At 73.2% G+C, this 20,758-nt stretch carries 5 protein-coding genes; all 5 read left to right on the top strand.

Annotated elements, in window-relative coordinates; genetic code table 11:
- The first annotated feature begins 1 nt into the window (after position 1).
- From EAH86_RS15725 to EAH86_RS15745, 5 genes are read left to right on the top strand one after another with little or no spacing between them, the layout of a single operon-like run.
- Entirely contained in the window at positions 2-9,982 is a 9,981-nt protein-coding gene (locus EAH86_RS15725; protein WP_140742417.1) for a DUF6603 domain-containing protein, read from the top strand.
- Positions 9,979-12,066 carry a hypothetical protein gene (locus EAH86_RS15730; protein ID WP_140742419.1) on the top strand — a complete coding sequence of 696 codons (2,088 nt, stop codon included), beginning with the start codon at positions 9,979-9,981 and terminating at the stop codon, positions 12,064-12,066. The genes EAH86_RS15725 and EAH86_RS15730 overlap by 4 nt, the downstream gene beginning before the upstream one ends.
- Positions 12,063-13,052, top strand: coding sequence for a hypothetical protein (locus tag EAH86_RS15735; protein WP_140742421.1), 990 nt, complete (start codon positions 12,063-12,065; stop codon positions 13,050-13,052). The genes EAH86_RS15730 and EAH86_RS15735 overlap by 4 nt, the downstream gene beginning before the upstream one ends.
- Entirely contained in the window at positions 13,052-16,924 is a 3,873-nt protein-coding gene (locus EAH86_RS15740; RefSeq protein ID WP_140742423.1) for a hypothetical protein, read from the top strand. Before EAH86_RS15735 ends, EAH86_RS15740 begins: the two co-directional genes overlap by 1 nt.
- Positions 16,921-20,718: a hypothetical protein gene (locus tag EAH86_RS15745; protein ID WP_140742425.1), complete on the top strand. Its 3,798-nt coding sequence runs from the start codon at positions 16,921-16,923 to the stop codon at positions 20,716-20,718. Before EAH86_RS15740 ends, EAH86_RS15745 begins: the two co-directional genes overlap by 4 nt.
- Positions 20,719-20,758: the final 40 nt, after the last annotated feature.

The raw sequence follows: 20,758 nt of genomic DNA on the forward strand, positions 1-20,758 counted from the left end.
GATGACACTGACCCAGGACGGGATGGGCGCCTTCGGGTCGCTCGCCCAGGCCCTGGGCATCACCGACGGGTCAGCGGCCAACAGCGCCTGGTTCGGCGACCCGATGGGCACCTCAGGCAACACCCACGGGCTGACGACGATCCTCGCCGACACCGGTCAGCGGGACGCGCTGATCGCGTTCGTCGACGAGGCCCTCGGCCCGCCGGAGCTGCACCGCGAGGGTGAGCAGAAGTGGATCCCCCTGTTCGCCGAGTCCTCGCCGGCGATCACCGTGTATGCCGTCGTCGAGCCAGTCCAGGGCGCGGTGCGGGTGGGCGTCGCCGTGGAGCACCAGGCCGGCACCGGAGCGCCGACGGTCAAGACGACGATCCACGTCCCGATCTTCCACGTCCCCCGCACCGGCCAGACCGACAGTCGCCCTACTGACGCAACGCTTCCACGCTGGCTGCTCCTCGGCCGACCCGGCGGCCGCATCACCATCGGCGTCGAGGCCGACTTCGCGGCCGCTCCGCCGGTCCCCGGCGAGGCCTACCTCGGCGGCGCGAACATCAAGCTCGCCATCCCGACCACGGCCGACGACACCGTCGGCTTCTCCCTCTCGCTCGTCGACCTCCAGCTCCCCGGCGCGACGACGCCCCAGAGCCGCACCCTCGACCTGGACTCCCTGACCACGCTCGGCGCCGACGTCCTCGAGTTCGTCATCGGCATGGTGCGGCAGCAGATCGACGCCCTCAACCCGGCCGACCCGGTCTTCCGGCACGTCATGGGCCTGGCCGGGATGCTCGGCCTGCGCGGGCCCGCTGTCGGCGTCCCACCCCTGCCGATCGCCGAGCTCCCGACCCGCGGCCTGGCCGCCCTCGTTCAGTGGGTCGAGTCGATCCTGGAGGACGACGACACGCTGGACGCCTGGCTGGCCGAGCTCGCCCGCCTCGTCGGCGGGCTGCCCGATGCCGCGACCAACTCGGTGGGCTTCGCCATCGGCCCGGCAACGCTGCGACTCGGCCTGCGCGTGACGCCCGGCACCGGTGGACACGCGACCCTCGTGCCGTGGCTGGACGTCCGCTGGTCGCCGGCACCGGGGACGGCGGACCTGGCGGCGACCGTCGACCTCCTGCGGGCGGACACCGGCACCGGGGCCGTGACCGCCGTCCCGGGGCTGCGGGCCGAGGCGGTCTTCGGCAACCAGGCCACCGGCGGCACACCGCTGCTGACCGGTGCCACCGCGGTGGCCGGGCTGCGCGTCGGCATCGGCCTGGACGCGGCACGACAACCGGCCTTCACGCTGACCCTCCACGGGGTCGACCTCCCCGGCGGCATCCACCACGACCTGCTCGACCTCTCGTCGCCGCAGGCCGCCGTCGCCGCGGTCGACTCGGTCGTGTCCACGGCCCTCGCCGCCGCGCTCGCGGGCCTCGGCGGAGCCCAAGGTGCCGTCGAGCGGCTCCTGGGCATCGCGGCCCCGGCCAACGTCACCGCCATCACCGCGTCGGCCCTCATCGCCGACCCGATGGCCGCGGTCCGGAACTACTGGCTCGACGTCCTGCAGACCCCGAACGCCATGGCCGACGTCCTCGGCCACCTGGCCGAGCTGCTCACCGGCACGGCGCAGGTCCCGACCCACACTGGCGCCGTGGGCAACCCGTGGCGGCTCGACATCGCCACCGGCGTCGGCCTGCGTGCCTGGCGCGAGACCGACAGCACGCACGGCACCGACACCCTCGTCCTCGCCCTCGGCGCCGATGCGGCACTGCCCGTCCTCACCGACCTCGAGGTCGCCGTGGGCGCCGACGTGGTACTCCTGCGGGCTGAGCTCACGGGCGGTCACCTGTCGCTCGCCAGCGGAGCCAACGCCCAAGTGGTGCTCCGGCCCGTCGGCACCGACCCGAAGACCCTCGACCTCGAGCTCGCCACGATCGCCTTCACCGGCATCGGCGTCGCGGCCACCTGGGCCCCGAGCGCGGGACTGGCCGCCCGCGTCCTCGGCGACGGGCTCAGCGTCACCTACACCGACCCGCGCACCCTCCTGCCGCGCGTGCACGGCATACCCCTGCCCGAGGTGTCGCCCACCGGGGTCGTGACGTTCACGCCCGACTGGGACCAGATCGAGGGCCTGGTCACCGCCTTGCTCGGCGGGGCGCGGTCCGACGTCGTCGGCACCCTCCTGGACCTCGTCGGGTGGCGCGGGACGGGCGCGCACCTGCGTCTCGGCGCCCTCATCGCCGACCCCGGCACGGCCGTCGAGAACTGGCTGCTCGACCTCGCCCTGGACTGCGCCCACATACGCACGGCGCTGGGCCCCGTCGCGCAGCTGCTCAGCGGCGGCGCGCTCACGACGCCGTTCGGGGGTGGCCGGCCGGCCGATCCCTACCGGTGCCCGATCGGCGGCGATGCCCGCGCGCCCGGTCTGGCGGTCTGGACCGTCCCCGGCTGCCCGCCCGTCTCGACCGCCGGTCCCGGTGGACCCGGCTATGCCGAGCTGCTGCGGGGCTACACGGTGCCCGACGGGCGAGCGGTCGCCGCCACGCTGCGCGCGGCCCGCACGAGTGCGCCCGACCTGGCCGACCTCCTGGTGGGCCGGACCAGACTGGGCGAGGGCATCGACTCCCTCGTCACCCGCTGGAAGGACACCGACGGCGTCGTCGGTGCGGTGGCGCCCACCGGCGTGACCACGAACGTCCTCACCGGCCTGTCGTATGCCGAGCTGGTCGCCAACGGGCGAACCGGCAGCTACGTCCTGGACGGGGTCGGGGTCGCCAAGGACACTGTGGTCCACGTCGGCTGCGGCGCGGACTGGCTCACCGGTGTGCCGAGCAACCGCGCGGTCGACGCGACGTCGACCGCACCCACGGCGATGCCCGACGCGACGACCGGACAGTGGTTCGTCCAGCTGCCCACTCCCCCGTCGGTCGCCACCGACCGTCCCGACCACGACACCGTCGCCGCCCTCGCCGGCCGGCTGACCACAGTGCTGGCGGGGCGCACCGCCGACGTGGTGCTCGTGGCCTACGGCGCGGCCGGCGCAGCCGCGGTGCGCGCAGCGGTGGCTCAGCCGCGGGTCACGGCAGTTGTCACGGTCGGGACGCCGTGGTCGGCGGTCGCGCTGACCTCGCTGACGACCGGTCTGGGCGGCGACGCGGTGCGCTTCCTCGACCGGCTCGTGCCGGACCCGTTGCCGGTCTGGACCGACACGCTGCTCGCCCTCGGCTGCGACCCACTGCGCCGCGGGCAGGGCCTGGTGCGGCGCGCCATGACGCTGCGCGACCCGGCCGACCTGCCGAGCGCCGCCGCCGAGGTCCTGCCGTCCACCGCCGAGGTGCACGCGGTGTTCGGCGCAGTGCCTGAAGCCGAGGTGCGTTCAGCCATCGCGTCGGTCGCGGTGGCCGGCATCGCCGCCCGTTCGGCTGCAGCGGCTGCCGACGTCGCCCGTACCACCGGGCCCCCGACCGAGGTCCACGTCGGCGTCGACCTGCCCGTCCTCGACCTAGACCTTGGTGGCCTGCTCGTCGGGGTCGGCGCGCGCGTCGACCTCGCCTCGGCCCGCCGGGCGACCCCGCACCTCCAGCAGCTGCGCGAGGTCACGCTCGACGTCCACCTCGGCGTCACTGACGGCTGGCTCGTGGGCGGACCGGGGGCCGAACAGCAGGACCTCGCCGTCCGCTGGGTCGAGGCGCGAGTGACCATCCCGCTCAGCGGGAGCGGTGACGGGACCACCGAGATCGTGCTCCACGAGGCTCGGGCGTTCACGGCATACCGGGAGTCGTGGGTGGTGCGCGCCGACGGCGACGGGTCCACCGCCACCACCGCGCTGCCCGAGGTCAAGATCCTGCTGTCCGAGATCGGCAGCCGCATCCGCACCACCTCCCCGGCGCTCGCCGGCCTGCTCACCCACCTCGGGATCCTGCGCGACGACGGGGTCGACCCCGACGCCATCGACCACCTGCTCCACGACCCGGTCAGCACGATCCGTCCCCTCGTCGTCACGCGCGCCGCCCAGCTCGCCGACGACCTCCGAGCCCTGACCGGCGTGACGGTCCGCCCCAGCGACCTGGCGCCGACCGCGGTCCGGATCGGGGCGAGCGGCCTGCACGTCGACGTGGACCTCGCCACCGGCACCATCACCGGAGACGTGACGCTGGCCGTCGAGGGCATGCCGCCGCTGGAGGTGACGCTGGCCGCCAGTGCCGCGGGCGTGACGGCGACGGCAGCCCTCGGCGCCTTCGTCGACGGGGCGGGCGGCCTGCGCCTGGTCGGGTCCGCCGGGACCTCGGGTGCCCACCTGGCCCTGGAGTCGCGGGCTCCTGGCGCGACCTCGTCGACGACCACCGCGCTCTACCCGACCGTCGACACCGAGGCGCTGATCCGGCAGGCGACGGTGGCCGTCCCGGCCATCCTCGCCCAGCAGCTCGCGCGCTGGTGCCGCACGGAGGCGAGCGATGTCGGTCTCGCCACGATCGACGCGGGGCTGTCGGCCATCGGGCTCCTCGGTCCGGCCACGCCCTCGGGCGCCCGCGACGTCGTGCTGCCGTTCGGACTGTTCACCGACCCCGGCGCCTGGTTGCGGACCCGGTCGGACCCCCTTGCCGCGGCCGTCGCCGTGCTCGACGCGCTGGCTCCCGTCGTCGTCCCGGGTCGCCCCCTCGGCGTGACCGGCTGGCCGCTCGGCAACGGCCTGACCATCTCGTATGCCGTGACGGCAGGCCGGCTCGACCTGTCGGCCGAGCTCGCGCTGACCCCCGACGTCGGTGGCAAGGCGGTCACGGTCGCGGTGACCGGAGGCCTGTCGATCACCGCAGCCGGCGTGGTCGCCCCCCTGCTCGACGCCGAGGTCCTCATCGACGGCCCGGGCCTGCGGCTGCAGGTCGCCCCCACCGTCACCCTCGACCTCGTGCGCTCTTCGCCGGGCACGCCGATCCGGCTCTACCCCGCTGGCGCGGGTCTGGCCGACATCATCGGGGCGGCCGCCGAGTCCGCCGTCCGGGTCGCCCTCAACGAGGTCGTCGGCCACCGCAACGACGCCACGGCCACCCCCCTTCGCGCCGTCGCGAGGGCGGTGCACGAGCTGGGCTCCGGACTGGACCTCCTCGTGGCCGACCAGTTCACCGACGGACGGATCGCCGCCTTCATCAGTCCCAGCCCAGCGGCATACCTCGAAGGCCACCTGGCCGGCGTCGTCACCGCAGGGTTGTCCGCCCTGGCCGAGGCACTCGACCCGACCCACGCCATCGTCCAGGTCGGCCCGGTCGTCAGTGGGGTCCGGCGGATCACCTTCGGCACGGTCACCCAGATCCACGTCGACCTCGACGCCACGACGCCGTCGCTGACGATCGGCGGCGACGTCACGCTCCGCGACCGCGACGCCCACCTGATCGGTCACATCGCACTCGAGGGCCTCACCGTCTCGGCGCAGGGGGTGCGGGTCGCCGTGCGCGCGGGGCCGTTCGCCATCCCCGCGGGGCCAGTGCTGCTCCGGCCGATCACGGTGATCCGAGCCGGCTTCACCGGGAACGGCTTCATCCCCCTCGTCGGCGTCGGGGTCGGACTCGACGCCGCCGGAGCGCAGTCGGTCGAGGTGCGCTTCGGTCCGACGGGTGTCGCGGTGGCCGCGGTGACCCGCGTCGCCGGCGTCGAGACGGGCACCGACCTGACACCAGAGGGCGTGGCGCCGCGGATCCTGGGCATCGCGCTCGACCTGGCCGCCAGCGTCCTCACCGAGCATCTGGGCACCGTCGTCACCGACCGCGCGACCGGCATGCTCCAGGGCGTCGTCTTCACCGGGGGTGGTCGGCAGATCGACACCACCCTGTTCGGCGACTTCGAGCACCCGGAGCGGTTGCTGCACCGCCTCGAGGTGCTGCTGTGGAACTGCGCCACCGACCCCGGTCACGGCGTCAACCCGGTGCGTCCGCTCGGCGTGACCATCGCCGGGGCCGTCAAGATCTCGCTCGCGAGCGAGGACCTCGGGGGCGGGCAGAAGCAGATCGGGCTCAACGTGACCCCGGTGGGCGACTTCGCCTTCCCGACGTCCGGGGTGAACGTGGTCCTGCGGGCCGACGCGTCGTGGATCGACGACGACGTCCTGCCCGGCCTGTCGATCTTCGTCCTCAAGGGCACGGGGGTCGACGACCTCGTGATCTCCCCAGCCTTCACGGTCGCCGGCTTGGGCGTCCGGATCACCAAGCCGGCCGGCCCGCTGCTCGAGCTGGGGTCGATCGCCCTGGACGGCATCGGCCTGTCCATCTATGCGGCCGTCAATCCCGACGGCGTCGGCGGCGGCGCCCAGATCGAGCTGGTCGGGCTCGCGGTCGCCCCCGGTGGTGGCGGCGACAACGGCGTCGCGAACAACATCATGAACGACGTCGGGTCAGCGAGCCAGAACAACCGGCCCAACTTCAGCCCCGCCCTGTCGGTCCAGCGACAACCCGGACCCGGGCAGCAGATCAAGGTCGGGCTGCGTGCCGGCGAGCCGCCGGGCCCGTGGTGGCTGGTCATCCAGCGCCAGCTCGGGCCGCTGTATGTCGACCGGATCGGGCTGGGCGTCGTCGAGTCGGGCGGTCGGGTCACCGAGATCTCGCTGCTGTTCTCCGGCCAACTGTCCGTCTTCGGCCTCACCGCGGCCGTGGACCGGCTGTCGATCACCTGGCACGGTGGCGACGTCCTGTCGATCTCCAGCTGGTCGGTCGACCTGATGGGCCTGGCCGTCTCGGCTGACTTCTCGGGCCTGTCCCTCACCGGTGGACTGCTCAAGACCGTCGACGGCGACACCACGTCCTACGTCGGCATGCTGATGGGTCGGTTCGCGGCCTACGGGCTGTCGGTCTTCGGCGGCTACTCCGACGACGGGCACGGCCACGCGAGCTTCTTCATCTTCGGCGCGATCAACGGGCCGATCGGCGGCCCGCCGGCCTTCTTCCTCACCGGCCTCGGCGGCGGCCTGGGCATCAACCGCGGGCTGGTCATCCCGCAGGACATCTCCCGGTTCGGCGAGTTCCCCTTCATCCAGGCACTCGACCCGAGTGCCAAGCCGCCCGCCAACCCGATGGACGAGCTGCACCGGCTCTCGATCTACTTCCCGCACCAGATGGGCAACTTCTGGTTCGCGGCCGGCATCTCGTTCACCTGCTTCAGCCTCATCGACGGCGTCGCGGTCGTCGCTGTGTCCTTCGGCAACGGGCTGAACATCGACCTGCTCGGACTGGCCCGGATGGCACTCCCCCGTCCGCAGGCCGCGATCGTCTCCATCGAGCTGGCGCTGCTCGTGCACTTCTCGACGAGCGAGGGCGTCTTCCTCATGAAGGCCCAGCTCACCGACAACTCGTGGCTGCTCTACGAGGACGTCCGGCTCACCGGCGGGTTCGCGTTCGCCCTGTGGTGGAAGGGTCCGCTCGCCGGACAGTTCGTCGTGACGATGGGCGGCTACCACCCCAGCTTCCACCGCGACGGCTACCCGGTGGTGCCGCGGCTGGGGATCGTCTGGCAGATCAGCAGCGTGCTCGTCATCAAGGGCGAGTCCTACTTCGCGCTCACGTCCGAGGCGCTGATGGCCGGGACCAAGGTCGTCGTGTCCCTGGACCTCGGCTGGGTCTGGGCGCGGGTCGAGTTCGGGGCCGACGGCATCGTCTACTTCGACCCGTTCTGGTTCGAGGTCAGCGCCTACGCCCGGATCTCGGCCGGCATCCACATCGACCTCGGCTGGTTCGGGACGATCAGCTTCAGCATCACCCTCGGCGCGAGCATCAAGGTGTGGGGTCCGGAGTTCGCCGGCCGGGCCGAGTTCGAGATCGGGCCGTGCACCGTCCCCGTCGAGTTCGGCGGCTCCAAGGCGCTGCCGCCGCCCATGCCGTGGACCGCCTTCGTCGCCAAGTACCTCGAGGCGTCCGGCAACGCCGCGCGCACCCTGTCGGCCATCACCGGCAAGGGCACCCTGCCGACGGCTGCAGGGGGCCAGGCCGGCGCGCCGTCCTCCGACGGGACACCTGCCCTGCCGTTCCGAGTGTTCGCCGAGTTCGAGATCACCATCACGACGAGCGCCCCGGCGACGACCTTCGCCTTCGGTGCCACCACGCACGAGGTGCCCATCCTCCGGGCCGGCCAGTCCACGCGCCTCGGACTGTCGCCGATGCAGGCCCACGACCTCACGTCGACGGTCGCCGTCCAGCTCTTCGCCCTCGACCCGGTGACCGGGGTGGCCACGCCCGATGCGCGCCTGGCCAAGCTGGTCACCGGCTTCAACTCCAGCCCCACCAGCCCGCGGTGGGGGACCGACGCCTACCCGGTCGGGGTGTGGGGCCCGCCGGGTGCCGACGTGCCGAACAAGCCGCTCCCCCAGGGTGACGTCGTCCAGGCCGGCAAGCTCGTCGTCCTCGTCGCGGGCATCGAGGGCGCCGCCGTCGGACCCCAGATCGACTACCGCCAGGTCAAGGCGCGCCCCGAGGACCGCCGCCCGCTGCCGCTCACCGCCAAGGGCACCGACCGCAAGCAGTTCCTCAACGTCGCCAAGGCGATCGACGACGAGCCCGTCAAGGCGATCGCGTCGGCGGGCGACGCGCTGGCGCTGGCTGCCGCCCGCCTGTTCACCGAACGGGGCGGTCTGCCGCGTGGCGGGCACAGCGCGGTGGCCCGCGCGGCATACCGGCTGGACCGCAGCGCACCGCCCATGTTCGGCACGCTCACCGACGGACTGGCCCCGGCGAACGCCGACAAGGGAGTCAAGACCGAGCTCACCCCACCGACCGCACCCGGGAAGCGCGACCCACGGAGCCCGTTCGTCGCGGGGCACCTCACCGCTGGCGTCGGGGCCGTCATCCGCGCCACCGGGACGACCGTCGCGGATGGCCGGCTCAAGCGTCGCCCGGCTCCGTCGGTCGAGTCGGTCCACGGGCGGATGGCCCTGCAGCTGCCCGTGTCGCTGACCCTCGGGGCACCCCCCTCGGTCGCGGCCCGTGGCACCGTGCTCGCGTCCGGGTCGGTGCCCCGCACCGACTCCGTCGGCTCGATGCGTTCGTATGCCGCCGGCCCCCTCGGCACCCCCGGCCTCCAGTCCCTCGTCGGTGGGCTCGACCTGCGCGGTGGCCTCGGTCCCAACGCCCCGCGCACCTCGGCCCGCGGCCGCCGGTCGGCGGCAGCCCGCGCGGACGCCGCGGCGACCATCCTGCGCAGCGGCGACGTCGTCGCGCTCCAGTGCCCCGACGCCGCCTTCGACGTCGACGACGCCCGCCGCCCGCGCCTCACGGTCGCCGGCAAGGCCCGGGTCACCTTCCTGCACGGACGCAACGTGCTGTTCGACGACGACGTCATCGACAGCACCGTCGCGGTCCCCGCCGGCGCCACCCACATCGGCGTCCACTCGGACGGCGACGCCGACGCAGCGGACGGACTGTCGGGCTGGCACGAGGGCACTCGGGTGGCGCGGCTGGGCAGCCAGACCGCCCTTGCGGCCGGGTGTGTCGTGTCGTCCGCCATGACCGGCGGCACCGGCGTTCTCCAGTGGGACAGCGCAGGATCCGTGGCGCACGAGGCACCCGAGGTGACGACGCGGTTCAGCCGTCCTGTGCACACCGTCGCCGTCGCCCTGACCGGCACGATCCCCTCGACCCTCGACCCGACCGAGCTGCGCCTCGTGGGTGGTCACGTGGCGACCGACCGCGCCGGTGTGGAGCGGCCGCCCCAGGCGGTCTCGCTCGGCTCGACCAGCGTCCTGGTGTATGCCGTCGTGCCCGACAAGGACGCCACGGCGATGTCCGTGGTTGTCACGGCGGGTTCGGCGTGGGTGGTCTCCGGCGTCGTCGGTTCGGACCTGGCCCCGGAGGAGCTCGCGACCGTCCTGGCCGCGCGTGGGTTCGCGGCCGCGACGGCCAAGGTGCTCGCGGTCGCCGGGCCGGGGTGCCAGGTCAGCTGGACCGGGCCGGCCCAGGCGCCGACCGGTGGACCGCGGCGGTCACGGAAGGGCGCCACGGGTCGCCCGAAGAGGAAGGCCACGCCATGACGATGCAACCGGGCCACTTCCAGCTCTACACGAAGTTCTCGCCGGCCCTCACCGCGGGCAGCTACAAGTTCACGACGAACCAGAACCTCGCGGCCGTCGGCAAGGACGGGGCGCTGGGCGCCAGCGACCTGCCGGTCGCCCGGCTCGACACCCACGTCACCGTCACCTCACCGCGCTACCTCCTCCCTCCGGACCAGGCCCTGTCGACCTACCCCCCGGCCGGCACCGAGGGCGCCTACGGCTCCCGGCTGCCGCAGGTCGTCATCAAGCGCCGCACGCTGCCCTGGGAGCGCGCGGTCGCGGGAGCGCCGGCCGACACCCCGTGGCTGGCCCTCGTGGTCTTCGCCGAGGGCGAGGCCGACGTCCTCACGAACGTGGACGTCGCCCAGTGCGTCACGTCCGGGGTCACGCTGCCCGGGGCGCCGGACGTCGCCAAGGGCTCGTGCCTGTCGATCCGCAAGTCGATGGTGGACACGATCATGCCGACCCAGAAGGACGTGCCGCTGCTCGTCCACGGCCGCCAGGTCGACCTCGACGACACCGAGCTGATGATGGGCGACGACGACGGCTTCCTGGCGGTCGTCATCGCCAACCGGCTGCCGTTGGCCGTGAAGGACTCGGACGGCAAGGAGGTGCCGGTCAAGTACAACGCCTGCCTGGTCAACCTCGAGGGCCAGTTCGACCAGCTGCTGCCGCAGGCGCCACCACACCGTCGCTTCACCGACCACCTCGTCCTCGAGACCGGCTACTACCAGTACACCCAGGCCGCATACGACCAGAAGGTCATGGGGATGTCGACGTCGGCGACCAAGGTCGGGCTGTTCGCCCACGACGAGTCCATCGACGGCCCGGCAGCGGAACCTGCGGATGGACCAGCCGCGGACCCGGCCGAGGGACCTGCCGGACCGGGGACAGGCCCGGCACCGCGAGCGGCCCAGGTCGCCACCCACTATGCCGCGACGGTGACCCCCGAGACGACGACCAAGGCCTACACCGGGTCCACCTCCTGGGTGGCCGGCAAGGCGTCCTCGGCGATCTCGAAGGACGTGGCCATCTCCGCCGTGGGGGACAGCATCATCCTGGCGCTCGACCCGGTGCTGCGCTTCCCCGTGCTGCTGCGCTGGAGCTTCACCTCGGTCGGCGACGCGACCTTCGAACAGCTCATGAAGAACGTCGACTCCGGGCTGCTCGGCACCCGCGGAGTCACCCCCGTCGAGCCGGTCGGTCGGGCCGCCCTCGAGGTGACCGAGACCGGGCACGTCGGCCTCGACCAGCGCACCCGCCGGGGCGACCTGGTCCGGGCCTGGTACCGCGGACCGCTGCTGCCGCACCCGGCGGACCTCGCCGGACCGCGACTGCCGCTCGCGCACACCGGTGACCAGTTGCGCGCTGTCATCCCCGACGGCCGCGAGGACCTGTCGCTCGCCGCCGCGTTCGAGATCGGCCGGCTGCTCGCGCTGAGCCAGCCGTCGATGGTCGCCGCGCTGCTGGAGTGGCGGCAGCGGGACTACCAGGTGGCCCGCGGGCACGCGATCTGGGACGGGATCATCGCCGACCTGGGCATCAAGGGCGTCGCCATGAACGCCGCGCCGAGCCTGGGGGTCATGCTGACCCGCGCCTTCGCCGGGGCCGCCGCGTCCGCCCCGGGCGCCGTCATCGGGCCACCGCGCGAGCTTGTCACCCCGGGCGCACCGATGGAGCTCAAGGGTGAGGGGCTGGCCACGGTGCTCCAGCACTTCGGCCTCGACGTCGCGGCCGACGTGGACCTCCCGGTTCTGCTCCGCACCTTGCGGGAGACCGAGGTGCCTCGTGTGCCGCTCGTCGACCTCACCCGTCCGGCCGCCAACGCGGCGCTCACCTCGGCCCTGCGCGAGTCCCACGAGCGCATCGTCTCCCAGTTCGTGGCCGGCGCCCTGTCCAGCCAGATCATGACCCGACCCGGCCTGCCGGTCGGGCTCCCAGGTACGCCGGGTCTGCCCGGCGGCATCATCGGCGGCGTGCCGGTCCTGCCGCACGACGCCCCGCAGGACGAGGGTGCGGACCCGCTCGACCGGGCCCTGCACGACCGGACGGAGGAGTCGTGAAGCTCGACGTGCCCACGATGGTCCTGGACCTGCCGCTGAAGCTGAGCGAGGCGATCGCCATCCCCACGACGGTCGAGGACGACGACACCGACTCGGCCATCCCCGCCGCCCTGCGCGCCTGGCTGGTCCGGCTCCGGCTGCTCGAGGGTGTGCCGTTCGCCAACCTCGTCGCCGACAGCGAGCTGCTGCCGCCGGAGTCGATCCGATGGTTCTACCTCGACCGCCGCTGGACCGACGCGCTGGTCATGGGCGCGCTCTCGGTCGGCACGGTCAACAGCGACGACCGGACCCAGCTCACCGCCGCCTACGACGCGATCCGCACCGAGCTCGACCAGGAGGAGCGCAACGCCCGGCGCCACCCGGGTCAGCCGCGGTTCGGGGGGACCGTCGACGCGGTCAGCGGTTTCATCCTGCGCTCCCAGGCCGTCTCTGGCTGGCCGGGCCTGCACGTGCGGGCGATGACCATCGACCCCGTCGACGAGGCCGACAACCGGTTCGTCCCCGAGGACGACCCCAACCGGATGCGGCTGCTGCGGCTGGAGCGGCTGGCTCCGGCGGTGCTGTTCTGCCTCTTCGACGGCATCCCCTCGGTCGTCCACGTCGAGGAGCCGCGGCAGGGCGTCCAGTTCGGCTTCGACCCCGGCCAGGTCGACGGGTCGTTCAGCTACATCCCGCGCGATGTCAACACCTTCGCTGACCTCGAGAAGCCCGGCGGTGCCCCGGTGCGCCTCGACGTGCCGTTCCGGGCCACCGACGGGGCCACGGGGGTCATCGACATCCAGCAGGTGCAGAAGGACCTGGTCGCCCTCCCCGCGACCCACGTCGGGGCCAGCCTCGACGCCGCGGAGTACGCCCTGCAGCTGCTCCGGTTCCCCTACCGGCAGGTCTTCGGCGACCCCCGCGGCGTGAGCATCGGCACGGTCTTCAAGGCCTCCGTCGCCTACGCCAAGCAGGTCAACGACACGTTCAAGCTCGGAGGAGTGTGATGGCCGACTTCGACCTGACCCCCGAGCGGCTCACCAAGAGCGTCTACACCGACCGCTTCGCCGCGCTCGCCCGCGCCGACGTGGACCTCGCCACGTGGAAGACGTGGGACAAGTTCCTCGTCCGCGAGAAGCGGATCCTCGTGCCGGTCGACGTCCAGGCCTACGTCGTGCCCGTCGGCGGCCAGGAGCCGTGCGTCGACGTCGCCGGTGTCGACGGCGACCCAGCCCCCTTCGACGCCGGTGCGGTGCGACCGGCAGGGGTGCACCTCCACTGGGCGCTCCCCGACGCGTTGCTGCGCGGCGAGAACGACCCGGTCACCAAGAAGGTCAAGCTGCCGCGGCTTCCCGACCGGTGGGTCGTGGTCCGCACCCTGCTCCCCGAGGGTGGGCGCACGGCATACGCCTCGGGGTGGGTGCTGGACGCGGTCACCGGCGGCATCACGCCGCTGTCCACGTATGCCGGGACCGTCCCGCCCGGCACGCCACCCCTCGACGGCGGCGTGCCGCTCGAGGTGCTCGACGGTGCTGCTCGGGGCAGCCTGATGTGGACGGCGACCTACATGGGGGCGCTCAACCGGTTCGCCCTGCACGACCCGCTCGTCGACCTGCCGGGCGTCGAGGTGGCGCCGCACGGCTTCCACCGTGGCAAGGCCAGCTACACCGTCGCCGGCTGGTGGACCGACTCGGCCACCGACCCGCTCGCCGGGAGCCGCGGGGAGACCAGCGTGCGAGCACGCCTCGCCGAGCTGCGGTGGTGGGTCAGCCCCGACGGCGAGGACGCCGTGGAGTACGCCGAGGACCCGCGGACCGCCAAGCTGGAGCAGTATGCCGGGCTGAAGTCGCCACGGACTTATGCGCCGACGACCGTCCAGACCCCGTACGCGAAGTCGACGACGACCTACAGCGCGGTCGCCCCGGAGGCTCCGATGGCCCTCGCCGACGTGGCCGGGATGACCGTCGGGATCGGGGCCACGAGGTACCACACGATGCTGCACGGCTCGGTGATCGGCGTGCCCGTCGACGGCACGGCCGGCGGTGCCGACGACCGGCCGGATCCCTCGACCTTGGCGGCGAGCCTGGGCACGGACATCGACGACATCGTGTCCGCGTTCGCGGCCCCCGCGCTGGGGATCGACCCGGCCAAGCGGCTCACTGCGGAGCGGCTGTGCGCGGCGTTCACCGGCGACCTGCTCGGGCGGATCGGCACCCCTGACGGGCTCTCCGACCTCGCCGACCAGGAGCACGCCAACGGCTTTTGGGCGCTTCCCGGGCGTCCCGTCGCGGGAGCCAAGGCGGACCGCCTGCGGACCGAGGACTCGACGCCGTTCGGCCCGCTGGCAGTCGGCCGCAAGGGTCGGGCCGCCCAGCCCACCAAGGGATCCGGGCTGCCCAAGGGCACCAAGGTCGGCTGGCGGGGCGTGGCCCCGATGACCAGCGGCAAGAAGGTGACGGCGCACGACGAGACCCTGGTGGAACGCGACGACCCCGGACCGGGGACGCGCAAGGGCGGGACGAGCACGGCACCTCCGGCCAGTCGCGACGTCGTGCGGGCCGCACCGCGCGTGTTCCGCCCCGCGCCGGTCATGGTGGGTCTGCGTGGCGTCCACCCCTCGGCCCGGCACCACGGGGACGGGATGTTCGACGACCAGGGGCTGCTGCGCTGCCGCTTCCCCGGCGAGGTGTCGCCGTCGATCGACGGCACCGTCGACGGGCGCTCGGTGCTGCCCACCCTGGGTAGCGGGGCGGTGCCCAGCGAGGTCACCCGGGTGGTCCGCGAGGCGATCATCTTCGACGGCTACTCAGTCGGCTGGCTCGCGGCCTCCTCCGGCCGCAAGGGTGCCGACGTGCAGGCCCTCGAAGCGAGGCTGACCGCCGAGATGCTGCGGCTCTACGGCACGACGGCACGCTATGACGGGTCCGGCACCGGTCTGGTCGCCGAGGCCGCCAAGGCCCGGATGCCGAGGGCGGCGGCCCAGGACTCCTGGTCGGGCTACTCACAGCTCGAGGAGGTCGAGACCCTTCAGGTCGCGGCCGAGCTGTCCCGGTTCTCCCTCGTGGCCTGGAGCCCGCCCAGCCCGATCGCGATCACGACCTGGCGGCAGCCCTGGGTGCCCATCTGGCTGGAGTGGCGGGTCGAGCTCACCGGCACCGAGGACCTGGCCGGCTGGTCGCTGGCGGACGGCGACCTGCGCCGCAGTGACCCCGTCGTGGGTTCGACGCGGACGCTGACCGGGCGCAGCCCGCTGACGACGGGAGTGGGCCAGTCGCTGACGACGGCGATGGCCAAGTGGCTGGAGCAGGAGCAGGCGCGTGACCTGGCCTCGCCGAGCCAGTCCGTGATCCCCGACCCCGACGAGGACGTCCTGGCCGCGGTGGCCAACCTGGTCCGGCCGCTGGACCTGTGCTCGGCCTCCTTCGACGGGATCCGGGAGCAGCTGCTCGGGATTGCCTACGAGGGTTTCGTCCAACGGGTCCGGGGCACCGACGGGGTCAACCGGCCGCGCGCGACCGGTCTGCCCGTGCCGCTCTTCGGTGGTTCGCTGACGGTGCTGGACCTGCGGCTGGTCGACGGGTTCGGGCGGGTGGTCGTCATCCCCCTGACCGGGCTGGCCCGGACGAGCACCCAGGAGCTGCCGGACGAACCTGCGGGTGTCCTGCTTCCCCCTCGCATCCAGAACAGCGCCCGCTGGTTGCTGCGGCTGGTCGACCCGGCCTACGGGCTCGACCAGGACCCGGCCGACGCCCCCGAGGCCTACGTCGACCAGCTGCGGGCCGCGCTGGCCGTCACGCCGGTGTCCGGCTTCCTGCTGCCCGACCACATCGACGAGGCGCTGGAGGTGTTCGACCGCGACGGCCACCCACTGGGGCAGCTCGAGCACGACTCGTTCAGCGTCGACGACGGCCCCGGCTCGGTGCGCTGGGACCCCGCGCCGGGACGGCCGGTCCCCCCGGATGCGGGCCCGCTGACCGACGTCCCACCGCATGCGCAGCATGCGGCGCTGTTCGCCGCCGGGCTCGTCCAGGCCGACATCGAGGCCCGGCAGGCGACCTCGCCACCGTCCTGCAGCTCGTTGTCCGCCCTGCTGCGCGCGATCGACTCGACCTTGTGGACGGTCGACACGTTCGCCGCCATCGGGACCCCGACGATCGCGGGGCTGGTCGGGCGCCCGGTCGCGATCGTCAGGGCCACGTTGCGTCTGGACGCGCCCGATGACGTTGACGAGGTGCAGATCGACGAGGCTGGCGGCCCGGCGGCGCGCGCGGCGGCATACGAAGCCCTCGCGGCTCACGAGTTCCCTTTCCGGATAGGCGAACTGGGTCGCAGTGACGACAGCGTCCTCGGGTTCTTCGTCGACGACGACTACACCCGCTTCCACGTCGTCGACAAGGTGGTGGCCGACTCGGCGATGGCCTCAGGGCCCCGGACCGGCTTCCTCGGCCGGCTCGGCGACACCCCCGGCCAGGACCCGATCGAGCATGGCTACCTCATCCTGGAGGACACCCTCACCATCCGCATCGGGCAGACCCGGCGCCTGACGATCCTGATGCTGCCGGCCGGCAAGGTGCACGTCACGTCGGGCATCCTGCCGCGCAAGGCACTTGAGCTGGCCGACACCTGGGTCGGTCCCGGCCTGGCCGCGATGGTGCCGTCGATGCGCGTGGGGCCGTTGCTCGTCGACCCGGCCGAGATCCGGCTGCCCAACGTCGCCTCGCTCGGCGGCAAGCAGCAGTTCACCCGGCGCACCGGCCCGATCAGCTGGCGCGACGACCCGATCCTGGCCTCGACCACCAACGCCTACCTGCCCAAGATGCCGCACGAGGTCCAGGAGGGCTGGATCCGCGTGGCGCCCGACGAGGAGGGCAGCCCATGACGGCCAAGCGGCGGGCACCCCTGGGGTCCAAGGCGCAGCGGGAGGCGCTGGCCGCGTCAACGCGCCGGGAGGCAGCCCGCGCGGCCAAGCGTGGCCAGGCCGCCGACCGGGCGGCGCGCGACGCCCAGCTCCTCGAGGGCGTCGACCGGGTCGCACTCGAGGAGGCCATGCGTTCGGTCCTCGCCGCACGCGAGGAGGCGCCCGCCGACGCGCCGCACGCCGACGCGGCAGATGCTGCACGGGCCTTCCCGTCTGCCGTCGATCCGGCCGGGCGCTGGGTGCCCATCGGACCCTCGGTCGTGCGGCGCGGCCAGGCGGTCGACCGCCCGCGGGTGGCCGGCCGCATCCGTGACATCGCGGTGGACGCGACGGGCCGGCGGGCTTATGCCGCGACTGCCCAGGGCGGCGTCTGGTACACCGACGACGGCGCAGCGACCTGGTCACCGGTCGGGGGGTGGTCCGAGCGGCGCCGGATCCGTGGGGGCGCGGTCAACGCCCAGGCCTGTGGGGCCCTGCTCGTCTCCTTCGACGCGATGCCCCTGCTCGACGTGGTTCTCGTCGGGACCGGTGAGCCGACCTTCGTCCCGGCCGGATTCGTCGCCGCCACGGGCGAGACGACGATCGACGGGGTCGGTGTGCTGTCCGCGATCGGACCCACGTTCCCGGCGGGCCAGGCCGAGCCCTGGGAGGTCGACACCGGGATCGCCCAGCTGGAGGGACTGGGGATCTTCAAGCTCCTGCGCAGCCCCGCCAGCTCGCCGGGCACGGCCACGGCCGGCGCCACCCAGGACGTGGTCGTCGCCTGCACCACCAACGGCGCCTTCCTCGGCCGTCGACAGTCGCTCCCGGCCGGTGGCGGCAACCCGGTGCGCGACGGCTACGTCTGGCAACAGCTCGCCGCAGTGACCGCGGCCTTCCCCGGAGCGGCGATCTCCGACGGGCTCTGGCTGCCCGGTGGGCGCCTCATCCTCGCGGTGGCGGGGCAGGGCCTGGCCTTCAGCGACAACCTCGGCGCGGCGGTGACCCCGATCGCGCTGACCAACCCGGTCGCCGTCACCGGGCACGTCAGCCTCGCGGCGGCCGGCAACACGGTCTACGCCATCGGCGAGACGGGCGGCAACCCCGCCTTGTGGCGCGTCGCCGACGCGACCGTGGCCGCCCCCACGGCCGACGACGTCGGCACACCCGGCGCAGCCACCGGGGTGCCGGCGACGCTGTGGAACGTCGCCGGCGGCAACCAGCGCGACTACGACCAGTGCATCGCCGTGGACACCGTCGGCGCAGTGCACCGCGTCTACCTGGGCGGGAGCTCGTTCTCCTACGGCCAGGCCGACGGCGACTGGGGCGCGAGCCTGTACTGCTTCGACGTCGCTGCGTCGGGCGTGGCCAACCCGCCCTTCGTCCTCCAGGCCACCGTGGGAATCTCCTCTGCGGCCGCCCTGCCCGGCGGTGACGGCGCGACCGCGGCCGGGGCCATCGGCAACAACGTCCACGGCGACGTGCACCGGCTCGTTCTCACCGGCAACGCCCCGCCGCGCCGTCAGGTCTGGGCAGCCACCGACGGTGGCATCTTCGTCTCGGACCGCTCCGGTCGGGTCGGCACGTTCGCCGCCTGCAACACCGGGCTCGCCTCGCTCCAACCGGTCTTCGTCCGCAGCCACCCGGTCAACGGACACCTCGTCGCCACCGGCTGCCAGGACAACGGCAGCCAGGTCCGCATCGGCGACTCGGTCTGGGACGAACCGTTCACCGGCGATGGCGGCGGGGTCGCGTGGCACCCCACTGCGTCGCACCTCCTTGTCCGCCAGTTCAACCTCTCCGGGTGGTACTGCACGTCGACCACGGCCTTCGTCGACCCGATGACCCGCAACCCCGGCGAGCCGAGCCGGCTGGTCGGTCCCGGTGGCGAGGGGACCGCGCAGTTCAGCTCCTTCTACTCGGGCGCGAGCACGGTGCGCGTCCCGCCCGTCGGACCCAACCCGGCCACCGGTCGGCTCGCCCTCGGCACCTACCGCGTCTGGCTCACCGACGACCTCGGCATCGGAGTCGGCCCCAACACCTGGCGGGCCATTCCCTACCCGAACGGTGTCGCGGCCGACGGCCGCCCGGGAGTCAATGGTGCGGCCAACCCCGCCCAGATGGCGATCGGCTTCACGGCACCGTTCCTGGGGCCGATCGTCACGCTCACCTGGGCGTCGCCGACCCAGCTGCTCGTCATCTACCGGGGTGGCATCGTCCGCTACACCGAGAACCCGCCGGGGACCTGGGCGTCGACGACCTGGTCACTGACCAACCTCGCCGTGGCGATCCCGCGCACGACGACGTTGACCGACGTCGCGGCGGTGCCGGGCACCCAGAACTTCTACGTCGCGACGACCGGCGTGGTCGGCGGGCCCGACGAGACCCTCTGGTTCTTCAACAATGCCGACGGGCGCTTCAAGCGCACCACCCTGCGCCGCCAGCTGGACGCCGGTGGGGCGGTGAACAGCGGTCCCCGCGATCCCGTCTTCTCGGTGATCGTCGACCCCGGCGACGCCACCGGCAACACGGTGTATGCCGGCACCGTCACCGGTGTCTGGCAGGGCACCCGCACCAACAACACCACCGGTGCCCACACCTGGGTCCCCTACGTCAACGGACTGCCCCAGGCGACCGTCCAAGACCTCGACATCTGGCGCGACCCAGGTGGCGCGCTGACGGCACCCCGTCTGCTCCGCGCCGCCGTCCAGTCGCGAGGGGTGTGGGAGGTCGATCTGGCGCGAGATGCGTTGCCGCAGACGTGGATCCGTTCGAACCGGTTCGACGACCGGCGCAACCCGCTGACCATCCACACAGACCCACTTGCTGCGCCCCCCGCCCTCCCTGCGTCGCTCTCCGCGAGCCCGGACATCACCGTCAGGCCGAAGTGGCCGGTCGCGGCCACCCCTGCCTTCCTGCCGGTCCCCGCGATCACCGCAATCAACGCGCCGGCATACGACGTGTGGACCTTCCAGACGGCGTTCCGGTGGCTGCATCCCAGCGTCGTCGCCAACGGCCAGTTCTCCGATGCGCTCGGGCGGCTCGTGGCGTTGCACCGGACCCAGATGGTGCCGCCCAAGTCCGCCATCCCGGAGATCGACGCAGCCGTGTGGGCCGATGTGGTCGGCGGCGTGCGCGTCAAGGTCGACGGCACGGTCACCACCGACACCGCGGACTCGCGGGCGGTCTACCGCGCCCCGTGGCAGACGCCGCGCGCCGCGGCCGTGACGGCGACCGAGGCGGACCTGCTCGACCTGGTGCCCCGCAACGTCGTCAACGACCTGTGGACCGTCTTCCACGAGCCGTCGACCGTCGACGTCCTCGTGCACCACCGCGATGCGATCGGGCTGCGGGCCAACCAGGGTTTCGTCGTGCTGCTGTGGCGAGTGGGGGCGAACCCGTCGGACCTGATGGCTCTCTCGGTGACCACGCTCCTGCCGTTCCTCACGGCGGCTGCCGCGGGGACGGCGCAGGCGGTGCCGGCCGGGTGGAACCTCGCGACGGGCGGGGGCGGGGTCACCTGGCGCACGGTGCCGACGGCGGTCGACGCTCGGATGCCGCGAGCCGTGTCCATCGACGTCGACCTCACCACCGCGCCGAACAAGCAGCAGGTGCTGTTCCTCGCGTTCGTCGGGTCGATCGGCGCGGGCGAGGTGTTCGTGCCACCCACCATGGCGCCGGGCGCGGTCGTCCCCCCGACCACCGTCGCGGAGCTCGTGCGCTTCTGCCCGTATGCCGCCGCGCGCATCGTCCACCTCGAGGAACGCCCCACCTGACGTCCCCGACCCGTCGTTCGCCACCCCCGTCGGGTGGAAA

The organism is Pedococcus bigeumensis, from assembly GCF_006438965.1.
GTDB lineage: Bacteria > Actinomycetota > Actinomycetes > Actinomycetales > Dermatophilaceae > Pedococcus > Pedococcus bigeumensis_A.